At 54.5% G+C, this 24,539-nt stretch carries 18 protein-coding genes; 5 read left to right on the forward strand and 13 right to left on the reverse strand.

Features of this window, described 5'->3' with window-relative positions; translation table 11 throughout:
- Positions 1-102 precede the first annotated feature (102 nt).
- The 4 genes from HMPREF2854_RS00925 to HMPREF2854_RS00940 all read right to left on the reverse strand — a co-directional run bounded on the left by HMPREF2854_RS00925 (position 103) and on the right by HMPREF2854_RS00940 (position 3,668).
- Positions 103-741, reverse strand: a complete 639-nt coding sequence (locus HMPREF2854_RS00925; protein WP_070617832.1) for a hypothetical protein — start codon at positions 739-741, stop codon at positions 103-105.
- Between the two features lie 291 nt (positions 742-1,032).
- Positions 1,033-1,338: a type II toxin-antitoxin system YafQ family toxin gene (locus HMPREF2854_RS00930; RefSeq protein WP_081940728.1), complete on the reverse strand. Its 306-nt coding sequence runs from the start codon at positions 1,336-1,338 to the stop codon at positions 1,033-1,035.
- The gene (locus tag HMPREF2854_RS00935; RefSeq protein ID WP_034506535.1) at positions 1,335-1,607 is read right to left on the reverse strand and encodes a type II toxin-antitoxin system RelB/DinJ family antitoxin; all 273 of its coding nucleotides are present in this window, start codon (positions 1,605-1,607) and stop codon (positions 1,335-1,337) included. The genes HMPREF2854_RS00930 and HMPREF2854_RS00935 overlap by 4 nt, the downstream gene beginning before the upstream one ends.
- A 435-nt stretch (positions 1,608-2,042) precedes the next feature.
- The gene (locus HMPREF2854_RS00940; protein WP_070617834.1) at positions 2,043-3,668 is read right to left on the reverse strand and encodes an ABC-F family ATP-binding cassette domain-containing protein; all 1,626 of its coding nucleotides are present in this window, start codon (positions 3,666-3,668) and stop codon (positions 2,043-2,045) included.
- A 280-nt stretch (positions 3,669-3,948) separates the two neighbouring features.
- Between HMPREF2854_RS00940 and HMPREF2854_RS00945 the strand changes: the two genes are divergently transcribed.
- Together HMPREF2854_RS00945 and HMPREF2854_RS00950 are read left to right on the forward strand one after the other, a co-directional pair.
- Positions 3,949-5,292 carry a glycoside hydrolase family 1 protein gene (locus HMPREF2854_RS00945; RefSeq protein WP_070617837.1) on the forward strand — a complete coding sequence of 448 codons (1,344 nt, stop codon included), beginning with the start codon at positions 3,949-3,951 and terminating at the stop codon, positions 5,290-5,292.
- Entirely contained in the window at positions 5,289-6,530 is a 1,242-nt protein-coding gene (locus HMPREF2854_RS00950; RefSeq protein ID WP_070617840.1) for an MFS transporter, read from the forward strand. The genes HMPREF2854_RS00945 and HMPREF2854_RS00950 overlap by 4 nt, the downstream gene beginning before the upstream one ends.
- 90 nt (positions 6,531-6,620) lie before the next feature.
- Here the strand turns inward: HMPREF2854_RS00950 and HMPREF2854_RS00955 are convergent, their stop codons facing one another.
- Both HMPREF2854_RS00955 and HMPREF2854_RS00960 read right to left on the reverse strand, forming a co-directional pair.
- Positions 6,621-7,868 carry a DUF6688 domain-containing protein gene (locus tag HMPREF2854_RS00955; RefSeq protein ID WP_070617843.1) on the reverse strand — a complete coding sequence of 416 codons (1,248 nt, stop codon included), beginning with the start codon at positions 7,866-7,868 and terminating at the stop codon, positions 6,621-6,623.
- 204 nt (positions 7,869-8,072) lie between these two features.
- A complete protein-coding gene (locus HMPREF2854_RS00960; RefSeq protein WP_034506547.1) occupies positions 8,073-8,762 on the reverse strand; it encodes a cyclase family protein in 690 nt (229 codons plus the stop codon).
- 211 nt (positions 8,763-8,973) lie between these two features.
- Here HMPREF2854_RS00960 and HMPREF2854_RS00965 point away from each other — a divergent pair, with 211 nt between their 5' ends.
- The gene (locus HMPREF2854_RS00965; protein ID WP_070617846.1) at positions 8,974-9,873 is read left to right on the forward strand and encodes an oxygenase MpaB family protein; all 900 of its coding nucleotides are present in this window, start codon (positions 8,974-8,976) and stop codon (positions 9,871-9,873) included.
- Between the two features lie 127 nt (positions 9,874-10,000).
- Here the strand turns inward: HMPREF2854_RS00965 and HMPREF2854_RS00970 are convergent, their stop codons facing one another.
- Entirely contained in the window at positions 10,001-10,594 is a 594-nt protein-coding gene (locus HMPREF2854_RS00970) for a molybdenum cofactor guanylyltransferase (RefSeq protein ID WP_070617848.1), read from the reverse strand.
- Positions 10,595-10,597: 3 nt separating this feature from the next.
- Positions 10,598-11,413, reverse strand: a complete 816-nt coding sequence (locus HMPREF2854_RS00975) for an NfeD family protein (RefSeq protein ID WP_070617851.1) — start codon at positions 11,411-11,413, stop codon at positions 10,598-10,600.
- A gap of 515 nt (positions 11,414-11,928) precedes the next feature.
- Here HMPREF2854_RS00975 and HMPREF2854_RS00980 point away from each other — a divergent pair.
- The gene (locus HMPREF2854_RS00980) at positions 11,929-12,753 is read left to right on the forward strand and encodes a hypothetical protein (protein WP_070617853.1); all 825 of its coding nucleotides are present in this window, start codon (positions 11,929-11,931) and stop codon (positions 12,751-12,753) included.
- 1,138 nt (positions 12,754-13,891) lie between these two features.
- Positions 13,892-15,691, forward strand: a complete 1,800-nt coding sequence (locus HMPREF2854_RS00990; RefSeq protein WP_070617860.1) for a BCCT family transporter — start codon at positions 13,892-13,894, stop codon at positions 15,689-15,691.
- Positions 15,692-15,761: 70 nt separating this feature from the next.
- Here HMPREF2854_RS00990 and HMPREF2854_RS00995 read toward each other — a convergent pair whose 3' ends face one another.
- From HMPREF2854_RS00995 to ftsE, 5 genes are all read right to left on the reverse strand, one after another.
- A complete protein-coding gene (locus HMPREF2854_RS00995) occupies positions 15,762-20,774 on the reverse strand; it encodes an endo-alpha-N-acetylgalactosaminidase family protein (protein WP_186822469.1) in 5,013 nt (1,670 codons plus the stop codon).
- A gap of 282 nt (positions 20,775-21,056) precedes the next feature.
- Positions 21,057-21,578, reverse strand: coding sequence for an SsrA-binding protein SmpB (smpB, locus tag HMPREF2854_RS01000; protein ID WP_016444001.1), 522 nt, complete (start codon positions 21,576-21,578; stop codon positions 21,057-21,059).
- 47 nt (positions 21,579-21,625) lie between these two features.
- Positions 21,626-22,915: a M23 family metallopeptidase gene (locus tag HMPREF2854_RS01005; protein ID WP_070617866.1), complete on the reverse strand. Its 1,290-nt coding sequence runs from the start codon at positions 22,913-22,915 to the stop codon at positions 21,626-21,628.
- Positions 22,916-22,925: 10 nt separating this feature from the next.
- Positions 22,926-23,840 (reverse strand): permease-like cell division protein FtsX, encoded by a 915-nt coding sequence (gene ftsX, locus HMPREF2854_RS01010; RefSeq protein ID WP_070617869.1) that lies wholly within the window; start codon positions 23,838-23,840, stop codon positions 22,926-22,928.
- A gap of 3 nt (positions 23,841-23,843) precedes the next feature.
- Positions 23,844-24,533, reverse strand: coding sequence for a cell division ATP-binding protein FtsE (ftsE, locus tag HMPREF2854_RS01015; RefSeq protein ID WP_070617877.1), 690 nt, complete (start codon positions 24,531-24,533; stop codon positions 23,844-23,846).
- Positions 24,534-24,539: the final 6 nt, after the last annotated feature.

Consider the following 24,539-nt stretch of genomic DNA (forward strand, 5'->3'; position numbering starts at 1 on the left):
TCCTTATTAGCCGCCTCCCTAAAAATGCTGGGAGGCGGCTAATAATACGAGCAGTTTCACAGTAACCCGGCGCACACCCCACCTCATCTGTGCTGAGGCTTATTACCGATCAGCATTTTTGAACCTACCGGGGCCGTAGAAAGCCATTTGCCGCTCACCCCACCAAGCGAGGAACTCCTCCGCAGTTTCACCATTGTGCTCGCAATCGAAAGCGGAATCGAATGATGCGATGATTCCCTCACTCGCCTCGGCAAGCGCCGCAGCGACCAGCCCATAACCTGTCGAAGCCACAGCGGGGCCACCAAAGTTCCTGTATTCAAACCAGTAATGGTCTTGCTCCAGCACCTTTGCAAGCCGATCAGGAGGAAGCAGGCCCTCAAATTCTTCCACTATTTGCCACAAGCCAAGATGTTCTGGCTTCGACTCGAATGGGTAAACCAAGTCCTCCTCACAAATCCGGTCTTCATCCTCCACAGGCAAGCAACTGGGCCACGAGCTGGAATCCCACCGCCCGTTAATCCAGTAGGCAAACCCCAAATGCATCCGTGGCTCCCACACCACGTCTTTATCGACATAGCGAATTTCTGCATTATCACTTGGATAAAAAGCCTTCACCTCGATAGTTGCCCCAACGCGGTACCTGTCGAGCAGACTTTGGAACAGTTCTTGTGTGCGAGCGCGCGTTCGTTCAACTAGAGGCATGAAACCATTGGTTGGATAGACGTTGATCGTCGTTGACATGCCACCATTTTACGGATCGCAAGAATGGTTTCATCACCAAGGAGCCACCAGAGGGCGAATACTCATACGGCTTAGAGATCAGTTCGGAACGCTGAGAGAAAGTTTTACTTCTTACGTTCGTGCACTTCTTGTACTCGATCCGCGTGACCAGTACAGAAATGGGTGCATACCAACAAGCTTGTCCCGTTTATGACGTTCCGAACTAAGATCAGGAATGCTCAATCGCCTGGTCGGATAACATTGTGTAGGAGATTTTGATTGCGGGGACTTTAATCTGCTTGAGATTATCGCTCACCGACGAAACAGCTCGTCATGTGATCCTGTTCGTTGAAAATAGGCAAACCCGCCGTCAGTTTTCCAGATAACTAGCCAGTCACCCGCATTTGCAACGTGGCACTCATTGCTGCCATCCCACTCGCCAGAGAGCCTGTGCATCCGGTGCCTGCGTTTTAGGATTTCAATAGATTCCTGCGTATTGTCCAAAACCAGATCAACCACAGATTCCAGTTCTGCAAGGTCCCATTGCCGCTTGATGACCTTCTTTTTCAGATCTCTGCTGAATGCCGAGGTGAACTTCGCCTGTAGACGCCTGCTCATGCCAAGGCTGCTTCGATAAGATCGCGGCCAGTCATATAGCTTTCGCTACTGCCCGAGGCAATCATTTCCCGAGTCTCGCGGATAGCTCGGAGACTTTCCTCGTTTGGACGCTTGTAATCGAGAGACAGAGGAATCGAGTTGGTATTCACCATTTCCGTGAAAAACGCTCGCACGACGGAAGACAGGTCAAGCCCGTAGGATTCCACGACACTTGCCGCCCCGTCCTTCAACTCACTATCAAGACGGATAGTCAGATTACTTGACGCCATTTTCCCTCCATTCACAGTTTGCACTCACAGCTTACAACGCTTGTTAGTGCGCAACAAGGTGATGTGTGCCCATTCAACTGCCGGTAAACGCGCATTTTCGCGCCCCTGTGGCTATATCCGTCAGCGAAAGGGTAAAACTCAACACCCAAGGTCAGTCCCAAAGCAAAACAATTCCGGCCCAGCTTAGGAACCCACCATGCGACCTTTTCTCTCCACCCATGAGGACATTATAAAAATGGTGACACTGAGCAGAAACAATACTCGGAGCATCGTTAAGCCTCGCCTCGCATCAACGACGTCTGGACATTCCTATACCGCCTGGCCCTCTACTCTGTTATCTACGGAACCCTGCTAACCTTGCGAGGCCTCTTTCCGAAACGATCTCCAGAGAAGAAAATGAGCGCAGATACCGTTCCAAATGCCTAACAAGCCGCGTCAACGCATGTCGATTCGTCTACCTTTCCAGTGATCCGTGAGCCACCGGTCGTGGCTAGTAATGATCAATGTGCCCGTCCAGCTTAATAGTGCCCTCTCAAGGGCTTCCATTGAGGCTAAATCAAGATAATTCGTTGGCTCATCGATAACGAGTATGGCAGGAGCAGATGCAAGGGCAGTCGCAATTTGCGCGCGACGTTGATTGCCGGCCGATAATTCTGGAACGGGTATGGACCACATTGCCGGATGCAAGATTCCTTTACCAACTTCTCCAACTCCATCGCGCCAAACATCGGTGTTGAAGCCTGCGTCATTTTCTTTAGGTAAATGCTGAGGCACAAGGCTGATCGATTCGTCGCGCGCAATAATTCCACTCGCTACGGTCCCAGCAGGTGGTTGCCCACTATAGATCCAGTTCAAGAGTGTAGATTTTCCGGAGCCATTCGCACCTGCGACCAGCAAATGTTCACCGTACGAAATATCAAAGCTAATGGCGTTCAGGCGATGCATAACGAATGCTTGCCTGCACGATACTGCTATTCCTGTGCGCGTGGCTGGAGCCTCAAATTCGAATGACAAGTTGTAGATACGTGGTTTGCGCACCTCTTTACTTATTAGGGACTCTAATCGCTTGTCATCGTTTCGCATTCGGCGTTCAGCCGTTGCGGCAGCGCGATCTGCGAAATATTTCTTCGCCTTCCCTTCAGCTGTTGCTAAACGAACTCCGCCTCGGGAGATTCTGCTGGATTTCTGCCTATGTTTTGCCAACCTGCGTTTTTCGCCTTGTTGTAAATCATGCAGCTCATCATGTTTTTTCTGGGCTCTGATTTTTTCTTTCAGGTAGTTGGAATAGTTTCCCACACACCGATAAAGACTCGGCGTTTCACACGTTCCGTCAACCTTCGCAACCTCGTTCCATACAGTCGTGTCCATGTCGTAGATGACTGTTGCTGTATCTTCAATGAAGGCACGATCATGGCTTGCCATCAAAACCGGACCTTTCCAGTCATTTATCGTCTCGGTGAGAAACCTAATCGCTTCTACATCAAGGTGATTGGTAGGCTCATCCAAAATCAACACTTCAGGTTTCAAGATGAGAGTGGCCGCCAGCTGCAGGCAAACTCGCTGGCCTGGAGATAGCGTCCCAACATGGCGATTAAGCCCAGAATCTGTGAAAGCGCTCAAGCCTAGCTCGGTCAATACCTGCGCAACCCGCGCGTTCAGCGTCCAAATGTCGAAGCTTGTCATCTGGGCTAGTAGCTGATCATATTCTAGCCCCATTTCAACGAGATTCGCGTCGGCCTCCAGCCGATCAGCTACGTAATAAAAGTGGGTAGCAATGCTTCGAAGTGGATGCAGCGCCGCGTCGAGATATTCACCGATACTCCCATCAAACTGTTCAGCCTCAGGCACTTGGAACAACTCTGTTGCGAGTCCACTAACTCTTGCCGTACCCATTTCGGGAGCCAGATCGCCAGATGCGATCCGAAGCAACGTGGTTTTCCCGCACCCATTGGGGCCGATCAGACAAGCTCGCTCACCTTCACCAATATGCAGATCAATACGGTCCAATACTGGCTTAGATGAATAAGAAAAAGAAACATTATCGAGGTTGATTGCAGGCATGACGATCTCCAGGACGCAACGATTGTTAGGGCGGCGTCTCAGCCAGGCTGAGTAGAGATCACAAAACCATCGGACATTGCTCCTCGAGAAAGCAATAAGTATGAATTCTAAAATTCAATATAGTCGAACTCCAAGCTACTATCTACCAGTTGGAGTCCCCCCCCAACTCTCTAGCAATGGCTTTACTCAATAAACATCAAGAACTCGCGCTCCGCGCTTTGCAAGCCTTGCCCCCCCCCAATCGTGCCTATTTTCTACTCGCGTCCAAGATAATGGGCACATGAGCAACACCAGCAGACCACTAAACGGCCTACTAATCGGCACCGCATCCGCAGCCACCCAAATCGAAGGGGGCGACACCAACAACAACTGGTACGAGTGGGCACAAGGCCCCAACATTGCGGACGGTTCAACGCCGTTTCGCGCAAACGACCATTGGAACCGCTGGCGCGAAGACAACGAACTCATGAGCGAACTCGGGTTCCCAATCGCCCGCATTGGTCTCGAATGGTCACGCATCGAACCCGAACCAGGCCACTTCGACCATGCGGTAATTGACCGCTACCGCGAAGAACTTGCAGACCTAAAAGAACGCGGAATAAAGCCCCTCGTGACGCTCCACCACTTCTCCAACCCGCTGTGGCTAGAGCGAAACGGACAGTGGACAAACCCGCTCAGCATCAAAGCATTCCTGCGCTACGTCCGCTACGTTGTGCGAGCACTTTCCGACCTCGTAGACGAGTGGGTAACAATCAACGAACCCAACGTTTACGCCACGCAGGCACACCTATTCCGCGAAGGCCCGCCTGGAAACGTCAGCATGCGTGACACTCTAAAGGTTATGCGGCACATGGCCATTGCGCACCTATACGCCTACGAACTCATCCACTCCATCACACCGGATGCGACAGTCACTATTGCTCACCACCTGCGTAGCTTCGCTCCCCTAAACCCAAACAATCCGTGGCACAAGTTCCTCACCAGCGCAGACTCCTACCTGTTCCAAGATCAACTAACCGAAGCATTTGGCAAAGGTAAGTTTGGGCCGGTAATGGGACGCTCACCCGTACCCGAGGGACGCTACGTCGACGTCATCGGCCTCAACTACTACTCGCGCACAGCCGTTGACGGGCTCAAAGACGGCACATTCCCGGATGTTCCGCTAAACGACCTCGGCTGGGAAATCTACCCGCAAGGCCTTGTTGAATGCTCCAAAGACCTAAATGAGAGGCTCGGCGTTCCCGTCTGGATCACAGAAAACGGATGCGCAGATAACGGCGATGCGAACCACCTCGAAAGCTTCCGGCCAAAATTCCTTGCCGACCACCTGAGCGCAATCCTTGACTCCTCAGTACCGATCGAACGCTACTACCACTGGTGTTTTGTTGATAACTGGGAATGGTCCGATGGGGAAATCCCCCGCTTTGGAATTGTCTACAACGATTACGAAACCCAGCGACGCATCGTGAAACCATCTGGCCGCATGCTCAGCGAAATCGTTAAAAGCGGCGAGCTGAGTAGCGACATAATAGCGCGCTACACCGCGGGTCAAACCTATCGCACTCCAAGCACCATCAACCGCGCTGGAACCAAGCACACGAGCGACCCGCAGGAGAAACCGTGAGTGAGCGACGCCCACTGGTAACCCGAGGATGGATAGCCTCCTTTGGCATCATGTACCTGGGCATCAACATCGCGTGGGCCGCGCCCTCCCAGCTACTGATTGCCAACCAAATCCTCGCCTGGCACCCCGCCGACAAAGAGGCACGCCTGGCATTCATCATGGCGCTCGGAGGATTCCTCGGCCTCATCGCCGGCCCCCTCGTTGGCATCTTCTCTGACAAAACCCGTAGCCGGCTAGGCAGGCGCGCCCCCTGGATCATCATCGGCTCCATCGGTTCGGCAAGCACTCTGCTTGCAATGGCATTTGCGCCTGGCTACGTGTGGCTTGTGGTTGGCTGGTGCATATTCCAAATGCTTGTTGCCGCGCCCGTGACTGCCTCGCAAGCAATCCCACCAGACCGGGTGAACCATTCCCAATACGGGATAGTTTCCGGCGTCATGGGAATCAGCTGGACGATGGCGCTAGTGGTGGGCACACTACTGGGCGAAAGTCTATCTATCAAGGCCGCCTACATCGCCAGCGCTGCCCTCATGATCCTGTTGTGCCTGCCCTACCTGGTCAAACACAATCAGACATCATTAAACACCCACCCAACCGAAGGCGCGTTTGCTGGCGCAATCATGGAAGCCGAGGCTGCGGGCGGACTCACCAGCAAAGAAGCCACCGGCATTGCCGCATACCGCGACTTCACGTGGGTGTTCATCTCTCGTCTTGCCGCCACTTTGGGCAACACGGTTGCGCTTTTTTACCTGCTTTACTTCCTGCGCGACCAAATCAAACTCGAAGACCCCGACCTGGGTGTACTGCAGCTAACCGTCATTTACGCTGTTGTCGTTGTTTTTGCCTCAATTATCTCGGGTAAAGCATCGGATAAGGTAGGGCGGCGCAAACCGTTTGTGCTGTTTAGCTGTCTTGGCATCGCAGCGGCATGCCTGCTAATGGCGTGGGCAACCAACTACACGATCGTGATCATTGCAGCCATCATTCTGGGCGCCAGCTGGGGCATCTTCACAGCCATTGACCAGGCGCTAATCAACCAAGTTCTCCCCTCCGCTTCAAGCCGTGGGCGTGACATTGGCATCATGGCCATCGCGGTTGCCACCCCCAACCTGGCCTCGCCAATGCTCGCCGCATTCGCCCTGCTAGTACTGGGCGGCTATCCCGGCCTCTACGTAATGTCAGCATCGCTTGCAATAATCGGCGGAATATCCGTAATGATGGTGCGAGGAAGCCGGTAAGCGAAACCGAATAAGCGAAACCGAATAAGCGAAACCGAATCAATCCGGACTCAGGCCCTTGAAACACGAAAGTTCAGTGCCCGGCCTGCGTTAGGCCGTGTACTGGAGGGCTATGCGATCTTCCGGATGACGGTCGTTCACGTAGAGGACGGCGAGGAAGAACCACTCCGCTGGCTTCATCAAAACCCACACGACATCGGCCGCCCACTGCGATCTGATCAGCTTGGCAACCGGGAAACCATACGTGTCATACAAGCGCCGAATAACCCGATGAGTTCTAGGCACGCGCTCTTCCAACACCTGCTCAAACGCATTGGCCACAAGCAGCTGGCGATTCACAACCACCGGCCGACCATGACGCAGGCCCATGCGAATCGGTTTTACCAGCGCTCGGTGCCCGCCGGCGGCCACAGTGCAAAGATAGTGCTCGTCAAAAGACACATTCTGGGGAGCAACCTGCTGCGATAGATTCCAGTCGCTGGTCTCGGTAAACGCCCTCACCACCATGCTCGGCGATTGGCCAAACAAAGCTAGAATTCCGACCACCACGGCAAGTAGCGGGAGCGCTACCACGAACCCTAGAAGCGGCCAGCGTTTCGCATCCGCCACCATTGCATCCAGTTTGCTCAATACCGAGGAGCCATCGATGCGGCCTCGTCTATCTTCATCAGCTTCGTAGGCGCGAACTTGGATGGCAACTACTTTCACCACAATCGCAAGCACGGCCAGTAGAGGAAGAATCAGCAACGCGTCGAGGGACTTTTCAAAGGTGGTGATCTGGATAGTCCACGCCAGACCGAACGCGGCGCCCAAGTAAAGCCCCGCAATCGCGAGCACAACCACGAGGGGCGGCAACTGCTTCGCCTCATTAAACCTCAAAACGAGGAACCCGAACACGAACAGTAGCGAGATAAACAGCACGTGCGACCACGCCCGCGTGTAAATCGGCGCGTGGGTCTGGTAGTTCACCAGCTGAACGTGCCAGTCCGCAGTAGGCACAACCTCTTTGAAGAACCCCAGGTATATGAACTCATAAACCACTATGACACACAGGGTCCAAACGTCCAGACCCGCGTCGAGAACCGGCAAGTCCTTACCGCTCACGGCTTTGGCCGCGCGGATTATTTGGCTGACAGTCAGCGCCACTGGGTAGCCTGCCGCGAGCGCTATTAGGGCTCCTCCAAGCAGAATCTCAACCAGAATCTGCCCGAGAATCTGGCTCGCATCCGAAGGAGGCTGGGATGCGAGGATGGCAATCGCTCCGGCAACTCCGATCAACAGCGCCAAAACGACTCGCGAAAAAGAGGGGTGTTTGCTGGCGTAGCGGTACAGCTTCACTTGTCCTCCTCTCCTGCAAATACGATACACGCGTTTTATGGAGCCTTGAACTAACGCAGGGATTTGCGGTCACGTATTGATTCGAATACGCAACAGGGGCGCGACTTCAGATAGTTTGAAGTCGCGCCCCGCATATGCGCATTGTTAGCGAATATTGTCGATCACTGGTGTAAGTCTCCCTACAACGAGTGGAACCCTACCGGACTAGTCCTCCAGCCAGGCGATGATATTGACCTGCGCAGAGTCAACCTTCTCGATGCGTAGGGGACCCATCGTGACCAGCTTGAACTTAGGTGAATCACCCAGCGCCACCATCGACATGTCTTCAACAGCGGTGATGAGGTGGTCCGAGTAGTTGCCTAGTAGCCAGTGGTGAGCCTCAGGGCCGTGATCATTAAGCGGCGACGCTACCGAGAGCCAGTCCATGCCCACGCAACGCAAATCCGGGAACTCCTGCGACAACCACTTTGCCAGCTCCGTGTGAATAGCTAGACCTTCACGCTTGTAGATCTCAGGATCCTCCGTACGATACTTCTCGAATCCCGTGCGCAGTAGCAAAAGCCCCTTGCCCTTAAGTTCTTCAGCGAAAGGCTCTACATCTTCCTTGGTGATGATCTCGCCAGGCTTGCACTTATGCGGCAGATCAACAACTAGTACCTCATCACCCATGTAGACGAAATACTCCATGGGAAGATCTTCAAAGTTTGTACCAGTGGTATTGAAATGATGCGGGCCATCCATGTGCGTGCCGAAGTGGTTTGGCAGCTCCATGATGTAGGCGTTGAAGGGATATCCATCAACGCCAGCTTGGCGATCCTGCCTGAGCTTCAGCACCGGCTCTCCGGGGAAAGCAACATCATTTTCACTCATTTTGTGTGACAAGTGTACGAACACCTTTGTTCTCCTTCACTGTTAACTCGTCAAGGTTATTTAAAACGAACATCTCTTGTTCTCAGAGCTCTGACCTCTTGTGTCTAAGCATACGTGACCTGCGCGAACATGTAAACGGATTAAATAAAATTGGGATGATCGGTGATGCGCCGGGCTCCTGCAGTGGTCGACCTTAGAAATCGTGCATCTGGGCGCGTCTTGTAATACTGGCTTCATGTGGATTTCTAACGCGCGCGACCAGTTTGCGGAAAAGATCAAACAAAAGGTGGCGGGGCCGGATAGACAGGCTCGCGCTGATCTGATTTGGCGCACTCCCGGTGAACGCTGGTTCACTAACGATGATCCGATAACCCGCGTGAATGGCGCTCCCACTATGTACATGGCTGGCATCCGCGCCCTCTTGTTGCAAAGCCTACATCCGCTTGCAATGGCTGGCGTTGCCGGGCATTCGGGTTACCAGGATGACCCTTGGGGTCGATTACAGCGGACCGCAGAGTATGTTGCTACCACAACGTTTGCGCGGATTGAGGACGCCGAAAAACTGATTGCTCACGTGCGCCGTATCCACACGTTAGTGAAGGGAGAACTACCTGACGGCAGGGCATACGCAGCGTCGGATCCGCACCTACTAACCTGGGTGCACTGCGCTGAGATTGAGTCATTCATGATTGCCTACCAGCGGTTCAGCCCAACTCCCCTAACACCTGAAGAGTGCGACATGTACGTGGCACAGTCAGCGATTTCTGCACAGCTGCTTGGCGTAGTTGATCCACCTTTGACTGTGGCTCAGCTTTACGAGAGGCTTGCGGCTTACGGCCCCGAGTTAGAATTCTCCGCCGCTACCGCTGACGTTATTGACCTGCTGATCAATAACCCTCCTTTGGAGCTCCCGATGAGGTGGGGCTACGACATGCTGAAGGTTGGCGCTATTTCGCTACTGCCAGATTCAACGCGAACACTGCTGGGTCTCGAGGACTCAAACGAGCCTTCGCGAGTTAGCTTGGAGGATTTTTTGTGGAGGCGACCCGTTGCGCGCGTTGCTATTACCGCTTTGCGCTGGACGGTTGGCCAAACGAAACTATCGGCCGAGGTTGAACGAGCGGCAGAACAGTAGCCCACCATCCGTGGGCCGCCTGACTACGACCTGGCGGCACTCTTCATCGACTACCAACTAGCAACCAAGAAACACGTAAACACATTCTGGATGCTAAAGGAGCACTAGCGGAAGCGCTACGGACCTATTAGACCAAGCGGGCGCCTAGGCGAACAGCTAGTTCTTCCGCATCCGCTGGCGTGTCCACATCCATGCAATACCAGTTCCTGTCCACAACTTTGACCGGCTCAAGTGCGGCAAAACCGTGGCGAATCGAACCATTGCGCTCTGCGGGGACCTCGCGCAAAGTAGCAAGGCGATAGCAGCCATGCAGAAACTGTGGCCACGCCCTCGCATCCTTCGGAACAGGGACAGAAGCCTGGGCCTCGTCAATCTTGCTACAAAGCTCGCCCCAAAGCCTGGGTGACAAAGGGGCATCACACGTCATAAGGGCAACTATCGCGCTACCCGGCAGGTCTTTAAGTGCGGCAACGCCCGCGGCTAGGCCCGCGAGCGGACCCCCGTAGGGAGGATCTTCAAGCGTTAGCTCCACGCCTTCGCGCACCGCCAACTCGCTTGGAGCCACAACAACTATTCGGCCGTCAAACCCGGTGCGGTCAATCTCATCTAGAACAATGTCGATGAGGCGAGCGTTGCCGATCTTGTAGTCAGGCTTAGATACTCCCCCGAGGCGTTTGGCAGTTCCACCGGCGAGGACGATAACTGCGTCTGGAAGCTGCAAACTTTAACCTTGCTGCGTTGGGTCTACCGGAGGTTGCCCCTGCACCGGGCCGGTTGGATACTGCCCCTGTGCTGGCTCTGCAGGAGGCTGCGCGCCAGAGCCGACCTGCGGATTACGCAACTGCATAAGTGTGAACACCGCGCCCACGATCATCGCGATGCCTGCAAGCGTCAAGAAGATAAGGCCGATTCCAATCGAGGCGCCAGTGTCGCTAAGACCGGAAATGCTGCCAATACCATCGATCACGCCAAAGAGGCCGCCAATCAGACCAACCACGCCAGCGGCAATGCGAACTCCGCGGCTTGCAGACATGATCGTTGCAATTCCCAGAGAAATGACCGCAAGCATGAGGATCAGCAAGAATACGCCCTCATTGCCCACAAGTTCACTGAAGTAGTTGATGGAGAAACCAAAAATGTGAGCGATTGGCAGGAACAGCGAGATCAGGCCAAGCACGCCCGCACCCGTCAGGATTATCGGACCGTAAGCGAAAATCTGGCCCTCACTTGATTTGCCCTGCGTTTCGCGCACCGAGTTCTTCGCCACCTCGAACGCTTCGTTGGCCGCGGGGGCCACCTTGTGGTCGTAGAAGCCTTTCATTCCTGAGGCGAACTGCTTGGCACCGTCCTTAATCTGCTGCATGGATGCGTCAGCCTGGTTCGGGGCCGTGTTGGCCGCCTGCGGACCGGATTGCGTGGCCTCAGCCTGAGGGCTACTAGGTGCCGACTCATTTTCTGGCTTCACTTCCGGCGCGGGAACGCTCTCGCGCGGCGTTTGCGATTCTTCAGGCGTAGGTTCGGGCAGATTCTGGTCGGTCATAACTTCCTCCTGGATAGACCTCACACGTGTCGTTCGCAAATTATCACCTTAGCGGCGCGCAAACGACGCCAGCCCAACTTCTAACGGTTGCCACATACTACCGGTGTGACGGGTGCGAGGCCGTGCTCTCACATTTGGTGGGGCGTCATTGGCACCCCGGTCTGGTGAGAGTGGGGCAACGCCGTGGAGATGGAACGATCAGTCGCATTAGCGACCATAGATATTTCTACTATCGGACCACGCACCTATTGGGAATGCAGTGACTGCTAGTGCGGAAGTTCGCTTCAAGGACTCTGGAGTTCACGCACGGATGGAACCTGCAAGTGTTTGTGCACGCCTCAATATTGAACTATTCGCTATCCTCTCGTTCACTCGCACTCACTTGAGGTTCCTCAAGGTATTAGTCACGCAGTCCTCCACAGACGTATCCCTAGAACAAACACCCTACCTGTGGATCATTTGTCATTTGACAGACTAACTTCAAAGAAACTTAGTCGATTAGAGAGGTTTGACGCATGGATGTTATCTCCACATATGAGGCGCAACTGTATTCGGTCCACGGTGCCGAAGTAATCATTTATTTTTTCATAGGCCTGTTAACGAAATTTATGATCCGAACTGCAGGCCCGTTGGTTCTGCGCGGGAAGTACCTTAAGGAAATCACGAGCTACACACTCAATGAAGAGAGTCAGATTAATATTTTTTACCGGATCCTCTCACCGGTGGTTTACTCGTACTTGATTATCGGCGTTGTATACATTTTATCTTCGCCTTTTAATTTCAAAGGACCTCGGAACCTGATGTGGTTACCAGTCGTCTTCTATTGGTGTATCCAAATTGTCACTGTCTTCCGAGCAAGACATGTCAGATATCCAAAGTGGACCCTGTTCGCTCAAGCTTTCCTCTCGATAGGCGTGGGAATTTACTTTGACTGGGTTGTGGTTCGCGAGATCCCTACAAGAGGGATCGGCTGGTTTGAGCAGACAAATATTGGCTGGCAGTTCATGTTGGTATTCTTCTTCGGCGTCAGCGGCCTAATCTTGTCTGGTTTCGTTAAAGGCAACGGACAACGAGAACACGCTAACGACACTACAAACGACGAGGACGACTCCGACGCTCCACCGAAGTTGTACTTTAGCTCTTCACAGGAAGAAAAATTCTATTCCTACAAACGAAGGTTTCACCACCTTTTACCCGATGTTTTCAACGAGGATCCACTACTCCTAAGCCTGTTCTACTCGATCATGTATATCGAAGACGCAAATCGCCCTGCGTGGCACCGGGCGTTAGAAAGAGCCCTGTTCTTCACAAACAGAGTTCGTTCAACCGGCATAATGTAATTGCGGTCACCCGTTTATTTAACCGATGAAGATAGCGTGATAAAGGCCGCACCTTTTGTGCAATCCATATGGTTTGATTTTCTCGAGGATATTGGCAAGGAACGGCACAGCCCATTGGAGTTGTGCCCGCGTGGATACAGTTACAGATTCCCTGATTTATTAAAGTTTTTCATTGCGCAAAGCAACGTTTTATACGGCCGCTACTGCGGCACCATGACGTATGACGTGTCAGAGACATTTGCTGCGATGTCTGGCTTAGTTATCTATTCCGAGAGCTTCTTCACTCCATCGAGCGTAAGGGTTCGGTCCAAGGCATTCTCAACATATACGGAGTTGTTTTCTAATCACCAACTTGAGTTTATGAATGGAGCGATACGAAATCTGGACAACTATCCCCAAGACCATACGTCAGAAGTCGTTTTACGAACCTACTCCGAACCTCCCATCGAGGAGGTCAAAGAAGTCTTGCGATTTCTCGAGAGAACGGGGTGCGTAATTCATCGAGTTATCCCTGCAAGCCCCTTATATTGGGAGATTTCCGTGCACCCACCCACAATGCCTATTTTTGACGAGCTACGAGGCAAGTTCAAGAACTGGCAAATTGTAGCGACACATTCATACCAGACAGATGAAACAAATCTTTGTCCGTAGAGTTCATTAGAATGATTCAAAAGCACTTTGCGGCATTTTGGCACGTCGGTGCGCAAGTCAGACTCTACGTAGAGAATCGACTGTGCCAGGTACCCGGGTATGTGTTCGCGTCCGAATAGAAGGAAAGTTTATGGCCGCTAAGAAGAGTAGGAAGAGTCTAGAGCACACCCTTGGGATGCGGTCGATAAGTCGCGCGGCAATCAGGAGCCATCTGGCTCACTCAAAAACTCATGGCGTAGCTCTTCGACGGGGACGCCAGAACTGTAAACGAGCACTTAGGTAATATCTTCCGTTCAGGCGAACTCGATCAAGACTCAGTTATCCGGAAATTCCGGATAACTCAAACTGAAGGCGCACGCCTCCACGACAAAACACCAGGTGGAGGAAGCCAAACAAATTTTTCGCAAAATAGTGGCTCAAATGGAGAGATGCCACATAAAAAGCACTTAAAACTAGACTCTGCCACCATATTTTGAACAATAGAAGTATGGAAAATAGCGAAAATCGAGACACGCAACATACGAAACCAGAAATAACAGATACGCCACCAACGGAAAATACAACCACCGCAACCTCTGAACTTGCGGCGCTACTATCCGAAGAAGAACAAATCAACGCGGCAGACCTACAAGAAAAGCCCGTTGAACTAATCTCTGAAACTGAAGATCAATCCATCAGCTGGCCGGTAGTTATCCCCGCCATGCTCCTCATCCTCGCAATCGTAGTTTGGGGCCTCGGCAAACCAGCCAACTTTGAAGCCACCGCAAACAGCATGCTCACCTGGGTACTAACCAACCTCGGCTGGGCGTTCGTACTCTTCTCAACCATCTTCGTCATCTTCGTCATCGTCATCGCCGCCTCCAAATTCGGCAAGATCCGCCTTGGAGCCGCCGACGAGCAACCCGAATTCTCCAACGCATCATGGATCGCCATGATGTTCGCAGCCGGCATGGGCATCGGCCTCATGTTCTACGGAGCGTCCGAACCCCTCGCCTTCTACCGCGACGGCGTACCAACCCACCAGCCGCGCGAAGTAGGCACTGCCATGGCATCCGCCATGTTCCACTGGACGCTACACCCCTGGGCCATGTACGCCATCGTCGGCCTGGCCATCGCCTACTCCACCTACCGGATCGGCAGGCGCCAACTCATCTCATCCGCATTCACCCCACTCATCGGTGAACGCCACGCCAACGGAGCCATCGGCAAAACCATCGATGCCCTCTCCATCTTCGCAACCGTATTCGGAACCGCATGTTCACTGGGCCTGGGCGCCCTCCAAATCCGCGCCGGCCTAGAAGTTGCCGGCCTCGTCGAAGATCCTGGCACCGGCCTCATCATCACAATCATCGCAGTGCTAACCCTTGCCTTCCTCCTCTCAGCAATGTCTGGAGTTGGCCGAGGCATTCGCTACCTGTCTAACGTAAATATGATCCTCGCGGCCCTACTAGCGCTGGCAGTGTTCGTGCTCGGCCCCACCATTGCGCAGTTGAACCTACTGCCCGGCTCCATCGGCGCATACCTATCCCAGTTCTTCGAAATGGCAGGCCGCACCGCAGCCTCCGCAGACGGCACCGCCGGCCCCTGGCTATCCGGATGGACCATCTTCTACTGGGCATGGTGGATCTCCTGGTCCCCCTTCGTGGGCATGTTCATCGCCCGCATCTCCCGTGGACGCACCATTCGCGAATTCTGCATGGGCGTAATGCTAGTGCCAGCCGGCCTATCAACCGTCTGGTTTGCAATCTTTGGCGGCAGCGCCATCTTCCTCGAATCCAAAGGCCAATCAATCTGGGGTGACGGCAGCGCGGAAAGCCAGCTGTTCAACCTGCTTCACCAGCTACCGGGAGGCTTCTTCTTCGGCATCATCGCCGTCGTCCTCCTAGGCACCTTCTTCATCACGTCAGCGGACTCGGCCTCCACCGTCATGGCATCTATTTCACAAGGAGGACGCTCCTCCGCCTCCCCGTGGTTAGCCGGAATCTGGGGCCTACTCACGGCATCCATTGGCCTGACCCTGCTGGTCTCCGGAGGCGACGGAGCCCTCTCAAACATTCAATCCGTAACCATCGTTGCGGCCACGCCATTCCTATTCGTGGTTGTAGCGCTCATGTTCGCAATCGTTAAGGACCTTCGCAACGACGTGGTCTACCTAGACCAGCGCTCACAAGAAGCGTTCCAACGCCAGCTCGCTATTGAGCGCCGCCACCGCCGCGAGCGCGAAGAGATTCGCCGCCGCAATCAAGCTATCCGCCACGCGGTAGGCGCCAACAAACGCAAACAGTAAACCTCTACAGATAGTATTTGAGCCCACCTTTCCAGGTGGGCTCAAATACTGTTTCTAGGTCAGCCTAGTTTTACTGCATCTTCCGGCGACGAACCGTCACAGCGGAGATACCCAGGGCTCCAAGTCCAAGGCCAAGGATCGCAAGAGCTGCGACCTCAACACCCGTCTTGGCCAGCGGCTTGCTCGGCTTAGCAGGAGCAGTGTTGCACTTGTCAGCCTTCATCGCAGTCCAAGACCACTCAGTCTGAGCGCCTGGAGCAAACTCGAAGCCATCCACCGGCTCGGCCTTGACGATGATCGTCTTGCCGTAGGGGTAGACATACCGACCATTCGGGTACGGCTTCAACTCCACACCATCCACGGTGACCGTGTACTTCACGCCCTCCGTAGCCTTAACCGTCGCGTACGGCTTAACCGTGCACGAAGCCGGATCAGAAGCCGACGGATTAACGAACTTTGGAGCCACCGGCGTCACAACCACAACCTCACCCGGCTCACCCGGCTCGGACGGTTTGTCCGTCGGGTTGGACGGGTCAGTCGGCTCAGACGGGTCCGTCGGTTCGGACGGTTCCGTCGGTTCGGACGGGTCAGTCGGATCAGTCGGCTGCTCGCCCGCGTCAACAGTGCCACCCAGGCGGAGCTCAGCCGCGCCACCAAACTGAGCGCCGTTGATAGCGCTGAGCTCAACGAGCTTCACGAAGCAGCCCTGAGCTGGAGCCTCGAACTCCACCACCTGGGGAGCCAAGTTAGCGGTGAACTCGCCCTTAGCTACAGCATCGCCCCACGTCTGACCATCTTCGGACACGTAGATCTCATAGCCCTTCGCACGACCATTCGCCGCGTCCTGACGCGTGGTGTACTCGAACGCTGTGATCTCACAGGTAGCGTCCTTCTCGCCCGCCTGCAGAACAATCTCGTGCGGGTAATTGTCAACGGAACCCGAGTACTTCGTATGCCAGATCGTTCCCGGATTACCATCGATAGCGTTAGTGCCGGGGCTGTTCTCGAAGTTGGTTTCCTCAGAGCTGACCGACACCAAGCTCAGCTTCTCGATCGGATCCAAAAGCTCCGGGTTAGCCGGATCAATACGAACCTTCGCGCTACCCAAGCCTTCCTCACCATCACGCACCCATGTTGCGTTGAACGTAACATCAGCAGCAGCAGCGGTCTTCGGCGCAAGAACCGTCCACTTGGCAACAGAAGGCTTACCCTCTTCAGCCGTGTTAGCCGGATTCTCGGTCACCAACTTGGCGGTCCAACCCTCCGGAACGTCAAGAGCATGCTTAACGCCCGTGATCTTACCCTCCGCCATCTCGACACTGGTGGTCACTTCGTACTTGTAGAAGCCTGCCTGATCCGACGCAACGCGCTTCGATGCGATCTCAGCAACCGGCTTCACACCCATGTCTTCAACACGAATGTTGTCGATCACGAGGTCGCCCTGCACGCGGCCACCGATCTTCTTAATACCAAAGAAGGTTGGGTTGTTCGTCGTCACGGCCAGATCGTAGGTGAACTGTTGCGTGCCCGCACCCGCGGCGCCGTTGGCGTCCTTCCAACCTTCACCCCTGGCCATGTCGATCGGAGTTGTGGTTTCGATGCGCTCGCTCCAGCCCTTAGCGGCGGGAACGTCCGTGCCGGTTACAAACTGGTAATCCTGGTCGTAAGCCGCCTGGTAATCGAATGTCACGCGGTAGGTGTGCCCCTTAAGCATCGGGAACGAAGCGTTCGTGGTGCGCAGGATCAAACCACCATTCTCCTGGTGAGCCATCAAAGACCAGTTACCCTCAAGTACATTGTCCAGGTACTTCTGGCCCTCGGTTGCCGTGCGATCAGAATCATTCACGAGGCCGTACCAACCGGACTGCGAGTACGGAGCATGCAACTCAGCAAGCTGCGTGCGCGCGTCACCACGGCGGTTAGTCGAACCCGTCACGAACGGCCAGTATCCATCATCCTGATTCTCGAAATCGTTGAAGTAGATGGTCGCGTCAGTCGCATTAGCATCCTTCGCAGCAGGCTGAGCCACGATACGCAGATCGTCAACGTAAACGCGAGCATCACCGTCAGCCGCAGCTACCGAGAATTCGAACGGCTTGCCATCCGTCTTGAAACGCACCGGTACGCGCTGGAAGTAGGTGTTGACCTTTTCATCCGAAGCCGTTGCGTTAAGCGCGGAGGAAGCCGAAACCATCGTCTTCTGCTCGCCGCCCTCAATGCCGGCGCCCTTAACGCCAACCGTTACGTTACGCGTCTGGCCAGGCTCGATCTCAACCCACGCCCATGCAGAGTATTCACCCTCCGGAAGGGTAATGGTCTGCGACAAGTCAGCAGGCTTCGCACCAAGCTTAGCCTGGAAGTTACCACGATCGGTCTTAACTACCGACACATCACCGGTGACCTTGTAGGCGTCCGTCGTGCCCGAGAAGAAGCCCGGATCGTTGATCGACGAACCTTGACCCCACTTAGGATCAACTGGCTTCACCGGATTGCCTGCCGAGTAGAGAACGTAAGCTACGCCCTCGTCCGTTGCGGGGAGCGAAATCGAACCATCGTTAACCGGAATGTCAGCAACTTCCTCACGGCCAGTATCCGTCAGCTTGTACAGCTTTAGAGCACCCGTATCAGCCCAAGCATCCGTGAGCTGCCAATCCTGAGCCTCACCAGTCGGGTTCCAGTAGTAGAGGCGATCATCGCCACCCAGCTTCCAAGGAAGCAGGTAGGAGCCACCATTCTTGAATACCGTTGCGCCATCGTATTCGATCGTGCGGTTGGTAGGAACAACAGTTCCCGGGATTGAAGTTAGGTCAGAACGTACAACCGTGCCATTTTCGAACGTGATCTCGTTCGGCTCCCACGTCTTGATTTCAGACAGCTGGAGGAACTTCGTTGGGAGATTACGCTCCCACACATTCTGAATGAAAGCGTTGTAGTTGTTGTGCCCCGTCCAGCCCTCGAACTCAACCACGTTCGTGTTGCCGAGCATCGGATCCGGGTTGAACGTATCGCGCTGCGAGTTGTAAACATAGCGCGCGAGCTTAGAGTTCAAGCCCTTGTTGGTAGCGCCACCATACTTCTCATCGTTTGCCCAGTGGGACCAGGTGTTCTGCTCGATGATAGCGTCAGACCACTCCGAGCCAATACGCCAGCCCTGCTTCGCTACCTCTTGACCGAAGCGGTTAGCCTGCCAGCCGCGCTCGTAGTAAACATCCCAGTACAGCCAGTTCAGGTTCGAATCCTCGGGGAAGTCTGCGCGAAGCTCTTCGAGACGCTTCAACACGTTACCCGTTGCAAGGTCCTTCTGCGGGTTCATGTAGTACGCCTGGTTCATCCAGCCCCAAGCCTTCGAAGGCGGCATCTCGAGTAGTTCCTCCGAGAACGCCTTCGCCTCAGAGTAAGACTCGGTTGCGTTGACGTGAATACCGAACGTAGCGTTACAGTTCTTACCCTCTTCAACGAGCGTCTTCAGGTCCTTAAGACCACCAGCCTTGTCGTTGTAGTGACCGCCGTAGTCGCCCTGCGCCGAGTCGTGGCCCTCAGCCTGGTAACCCTTCAACAGAACCTGCTGGCCAAGGTTATCCGTAGCAAGGGAGATACGCTTCGTGTCGTCAAGCGTGCGCAAGAACGGGTGCGCTGCCTGCGAGACAATATTGAACGGAATACGCGCAATCACATAGTTAGGTACGTCTTCAGACTGCGGAAGACGCGGCTTGATATCACGGATCGCCTTAGCGCCGTCCTGCCAGTCGATCTTCGAGTCGCCGTTCGCATCAGCGGTGATCTTGATCTTTACAAACGGATCATCATCCACGCCGATACCCGAACCAGCGTCGTAGTTCGCAACAGCTCCTGAACGGTACACCCACTCGCCGGGCGAAACCGCGCCAACCTTAGCGCCAGATACGCGCGACAAGGTGTACTTGAAACCGGTGTGCGCACTTCCCGGCCTCTTAGCCTTCGTGTCAACCACAGCATTCGAGTCGAAACCAGCGGCGAGCTGATCCGTACCAGCAGCGATCATCCACGCCTCACGCGCCTGCGCAACGGCCCCAACCGGAGCATCCGCAATCTTCGTGAACATGTCTCCGCTATTGTTACGATTCACCGAAACATTCGCGGCGTAAATGCCAGCGCCCTCGTCCGTCTCACGCAAAGAGACGAGGTCGAGGTTCGGAATCTCGATGTAGCGCAGCGAACCATCCGGGTCCGAAATGTCCGTCAGTTTGTAGGTCAAAACCGATTCGGCAACAGAGACCACAACATTAAACGAAACCGCACCAGCAGTCACCGGGTAGGTTACCGAGTCCGCCGCAACAACCGGCTGACCAACCGTGACAGCAGTAGCCTGGCCGTTAATCGAAACCTTTGTTAGCGGATCGCCCAGCTTGCCGGGAAGAACCTTGTCCCCTAGCTCATACTTCACAACCTGCGGGAAATCCGGGTGGAGCACCACGTTCAAAGTGCCATCAGAGATGGTAAGGGCACCCTCTGGAACGGTAATTTCAGGACCCGTGCCAGGTTCGGGGGCTTCAACCTCTGTGCCGGTAAACGCGTTAAACTCCGCGAGGCTACCAACCGTTTCGGGCTTTTCGATACCGCCCCAAGAGCTGTCGTACTGAACCTTCACGCACTTAGCAGCAACCGGCGCAAACGTAACCGAAACCGTATTCAGCCTCTCAGCAAACGGCACAGATCCAGTCGCGACCGGCTCGGCCTCGCCAAACTGATTCTCATCACAAGTCTCGGCGTCAACCGCCCAAATCGTGTACTCGTTCACGCGGCCAGAACCGTTTGAGGATTGCCGTGGCTGAAGGTCGATTCGCGCAAGGTTGTCGACCTTATTTCCAAGATCCACCACAAACCAGTGCGGTAGCGGATCAACCGTGTCACTCCACTTCGTATGCCAGTACGTACTGGAGTCGCCGTCCAAAATCAGCTCGATCGGACCATTGGCTCCTTCGCCGCCCTGCTCAACCGAATCAGTTGCCACAGCACGCATCTGATCTTGAGGGATCGCCGTGTAATCATAGTCGGCAGCTACCGCGGGTGTTCCCACCAACGCTAGCCCGACCCCCAAGGTCATTAATGCACCTGTAGAGCGTGCAAAAGTTGTTTTCTTCACCATGCTTTTCTCCCGGATAGATTGCACTTTGCGTTCAACGTTGACTACTTCGTCAAAAACCAACAGAAAACGCTCATCTCTGATCATTCTCTGCCAATACGCGCATTTCTGCTCACTGCTAAATGTAATAGAATTCGCCGCAAATTTGAACAGAATTAGGAAAATGGACGCAGTAACACCGGTATTTGAAAGCACCAAAGAAAAAAGAGGACGCGGCAAACCCGCGCCCTCAAATCACTGAAACTAACGAATTCCCTTCGCGAACCTTTGAATCTCGCGTTGAGCCTCGCGCTTATCCTGCGCTTCGCGAAGCGCCTGCCGCTTATCCCACTGTTGTTTACCCCGGCCAAGACCAATCAAGAGTTTTGCCCGGCCCTCAATGAAATAAAGCTCCAGCGGCACAATCGTGTACCCCTTCGCCTGAGCCTTCATGCCCCAGCTCAAAATCTCACTGCGATGCATCAACAGTTTGCGCTTACGCGTCGGCGCATGGTTATTCCAAGTACCCTGAAAATACTCCGGGATATTCGCCTGCCTCAGCCACGCCTCGCCCTCATAAATCTCAACCCAAGCCTCAGTAAGCGAAGCTCTGCCCATACGCAGCGCCTTCACTTCCGTGCCCGTCAGTACAAGGCCAACCTCAAGCCTGTCCTCGATGAAGTAATCATGCGTCGCGCGCTTATTGCGAGCAATTACCTTCTTAGCATCCGCCTGCGCCTTAGCTTTTTGCGCAGGCGTCAACTTCTGCTGCCCAGACTTCGCCATAACAGCCTTCCTCAAAATCAGACCCACTTGCAACGGGGTCTGCCATATTACAGGTAATTCGCCGGATCAACATTGGTACCGTTAAGAACCACTTCATAGTGCAAGTGGCAACCCGTAGAGGCACCCGTGCTACCCACGTAGCCAACTACCTGACCGCGCGAAACCGTTTGTCCAACCGAAACCGCGGCGCTTTGCAAATGAAGGTAGTACGTCTGATACGAATTTCCACCAATCAAACCGTAGTTCAGCGACAAATAATTACCGCCCGTCGGTGACCACGTCACCAAGCTGACCACGCCGTTCGCAGTTGCCAACGCCGGCGTTCCACACGGAGCCGCAATATCGGTACCCTCATGCAAGCGCCACGTTTGGTAAACCGGATGCCACCTATAGCCAAACGGCGACGCCAACGGATAGCGTTGTCCCAACGGATAACTCAACACACCAGAAGTTTGCACCCCTCCGCCAGTAGCCGGCGGCGGCGTTTGGTTCTGCTCCCACTCGAGCTGCTTGCGACGGTTCTCCTCATCAATGCGCGCAATGTTCTGGCGGGCAACCTCATACTCGCGTTCCGAGGCCGCTAACTGACGTTTGGCCTCTTCCCGCACCTTCGAAACATCATCCGCCCGCTTCGCTTCCGTCTGCTCCAGGGACTGTAGCTCGCCAAGCTTGGTTTCTGCGAGCGTCTTCGACTCAGACGCAATCCGCTCCGCGTTCTCCGCCTTCGCCTGAAGCTTGCCGATACGATCCGTGAGCGCCTCCTGGCGGGCAGAACGGTTACGCTCCACTGCCAAACTATCCTGAGCGGCAAGCAGCGCACGAGACTGTGCAACCGCCATCGTCTCGGCCCCAGCTGCCCTCCTCGTAATATCCGCCGTAGACTTCGAAGTCATCGCAATCATCAACGGTGAAGCTGCAAAATCTCCAGAACGATACACTTCGCGGACCATCAGCGAAATACCCTGCCGAGACTGCGTTGACTCCGAACCAGCCTTCGCGATCTCCTCGTCAATACGCGCCTTATCTTCCTTAGCCACGTTCAGGCGATCCGTCACCTGTTCCAACTCGCGCTGAGCGCTCGCATACTGGGCCTGAGCCTTATCCAACTCATCCTTAGCTACCGGCAGATCCTTACGAACATCTTCCAGCTTGCGGTACATCTCCTTCAGATCATCATCGAGACCCGCAATTTGCTCTTCAAGATCCGAGCTTTCATTCGCCGCCTGATCGCGTTTATTAACCCAATCATCACGCTCCGCAGCCACAGCGGACACGCCAGAAAGCGCCAACACCGCGCTAGTGAAAGCCGCAATCGCAAATCCAAAACTACGTCGCATGACCTACTCCTTACGCCTTCGTGTACTTCGCCAACGACACTGCCGAAGCAATAACTGCCAGCAAAATAGCCAGCACAATCAGGCCCGGAGCCACAATCAAAAGCTCCCTGGTACCCACGAACCTCGTCCATGCGAACGTACTTGCAAGCCACGAATTCACAAACAGATGCAATCCACCCCAAAGCGCTGCCACCGCACCAATCGCGCCCAGCAGAGCGGCCAAGGCTCCCTCAATCATGAACGGCAACTGGATAGTGAGACTCGACGCGCCAACGTAACGCATGATCGTCGTTTCCTTCTCACGCGACATTGCCGAAAGACGAATCGTGGTGGTAATCAGCAAAATCGCCGCGACCGTCATAATGCCAGCCAGACCCAGCGACAGATACTTCGCGTTATCGATTACATCGAACAAAGGCTCCACAATCTCACGCTGATCCTTCACCTCCGCAACGCCCGGAGCACCCGAGAACTCCTCCTCAAGCAGGCGATACTGCTGCGGATCCACCAGCTTCACACGGAAAGACACCCACATCATGTCCTCCGTCAGCCAATGCGTAAACGGCGTGCCCTCGTAAAGCTCCAAGAAATTCTGGTACGTGTCTTCCTTCGACTCGTAGTAATACTCCGACACGTAACTAGACAGTTCAGCAGACTCCAACTTCGCACGGACGGCCTCAACCTCCTGCTCGGTGGCCTCCTGCTGATTACACGACGCCACCAGGTCATCCTTCGCACACATGTGGATCGACACCTCAATCTTGTCGTACCACTGCGACTTCATCGTGGAAACCTGCATCTGTGCCAGCGCCGCAATACCCACAAACAATAGGGACACGAACGTCACCAGCACAACGGAAATCGCCATCGCCTTATTACGCGACAGGCCCTTACCGACCTCAGAAAAAATAAAACGCGCTCTCATTTACTACCCCTGCGTCCCGTATACGCCGCCCTTTTGATCACGAATCACGTGACCATCCGCAAGCTCAATCACGCGCTTACGCATCTGATCCACAATATCGGCGTCGTGTGTTGCCATCACCACGGTTGTTCCCGTCGCATTAATGCGCGTAAGCAAGCGCATAATGCCCAGCGACGTCTCTGGATCCAAGTTACCCGTAGGCTCATCAGCTAGTAGCAACTGCGGGCGGTTTACCATTGCGCGCGCAATCGCAACACGTTGCTCCTCACCGCCCGAAAGCTCCCAGCGCATGCGGCGTTCCTTGCCATCCAGACCCACAAGCTCCAAAATCTCTGGAACCTGCGTCTCAATCTGGTGGCGCGGCTGGCCCAGCACCTGCATAGCAAACGCCACGTTCTCATACACGTTCTTGTTCTCAAGCAACTTGAAGTCTTGGAAGACCATGCCGATCTGGCGACGCAAATGCGGCACCTTCCACCGCGACAACTCGCCCACATTCTGACCGAGCACCCACACATCCCCAGACGTTGGACGCTCCTCACGGAGCACCAGCTGCAAGAACGTGGACTTACCCGAACCGGACTTACCGACCAAGAACGCGAACTCTCCGCGCTCAATCTCAAGGCTCACATCATCAATCGCGGGCATAGCACCGCGCGTATAAACCTTTGTTACCCTGTCAAAACGAATCATCAGTTC

Origin of the sequence: Actinomyces sp. HMSC075B09, assembly GCF_001812395.1 — a bacterium.
Taxonomy (GTDB): Bacteria; Actinomycetota; Actinomycetes; order Actinomycetales; family Actinomycetaceae; genus Gleimia; species Gleimia europaea.

Coding starts and splice junctions, on each gene's coding strand:
- HMPREF2854_RS00925 (WP_070617832.1), bottom strand. CDS start 741: ATGTCAACGACGATCAACGTCTATCCAACCAATGGTTTCATGCCTCTA.
- HMPREF2854_RS00930 (WP_081940728.1), bottom strand. CDS start 1,338: ATGAGCAGGCGTCTACAGGCGAAGTTCACCTCGGCATTCAGCAGAGAT.
- HMPREF2854_RS00935 (WP_034506535.1), bottom strand. CDS start 1,607: ATGGCGTCAAGTAATCTGACTATCCGTCTTGATAGTGAGTTGAAGGAC.
- HMPREF2854_RS00940 (WP_070617834.1), bottom strand. CDS start 3,668: ATGCCTGCAATCAACCTCGATAATGTTTCTTTTTCTTATTCATCTAAG.
- HMPREF2854_RS00945 (WP_070617837.1), top strand. CDS start 3,949: ATGAGCAACACCAGCAGACCACTAAACGGCCTACTAATCGGCACCGCA.
- HMPREF2854_RS00965 (WP_070617846.1), top strand. CDS start 8,974: ATGTGGATTTCTAACGCGCGCGACCAGTTTGCGGAAAAGATCAAACAA.
- HMPREF2854_RS00975 (WP_070617851.1), bottom strand. CDS start 11,413: ATGACCGACCAGAATCTGCCCGAACCTACGCCTGAAGAATCGCAAACG.
- HMPREF2854_RS00980 (WP_070617853.1), top strand. CDS start 11,929: ATGGATGTTATCTCCACATATGAGGCGCAACTGTATTCGGTCCACGGT.
- HMPREF2854_RS00990 (WP_070617860.1), top strand. CDS start 13,892: ATGGAAAATAGCGAAAATCGAGACACGCAACATACGAAACCAGAAATA.
- HMPREF2854_RS00995 (WP_186822469.1), bottom strand. CDS start 20,774: ATGACCTTGGGGGTCGGGCTAGCGTTGGTGGGAACACCCGCGGTAGCT.
- smpB (WP_016444001.1), bottom strand. CDS start 21,578: ATGGCGAAGTCTGGGCAGCAGAAGTTGACGCCTGCGCAAAAAGCTAAG.
- HMPREF2854_RS01005 (WP_070617866.1), bottom strand. CDS start 22,915: ATGCGACGTAGTTTTGGATTTGCGATTGCGGCTTTCACTAGCGCGGTG.
- ftsX (WP_070617869.1), bottom strand. CDS start 23,840: ATGAGAGCGCGTTTTATTTTTTCTGAGGTCGGTAAGGGCCTGTCGCGT.
- ftsE (WP_070617877.1), bottom strand. CDS start 24,533: ATGATTCGTTTTGACAGGGTAACAAAGGTTTATACGCGCGGTGCTATG.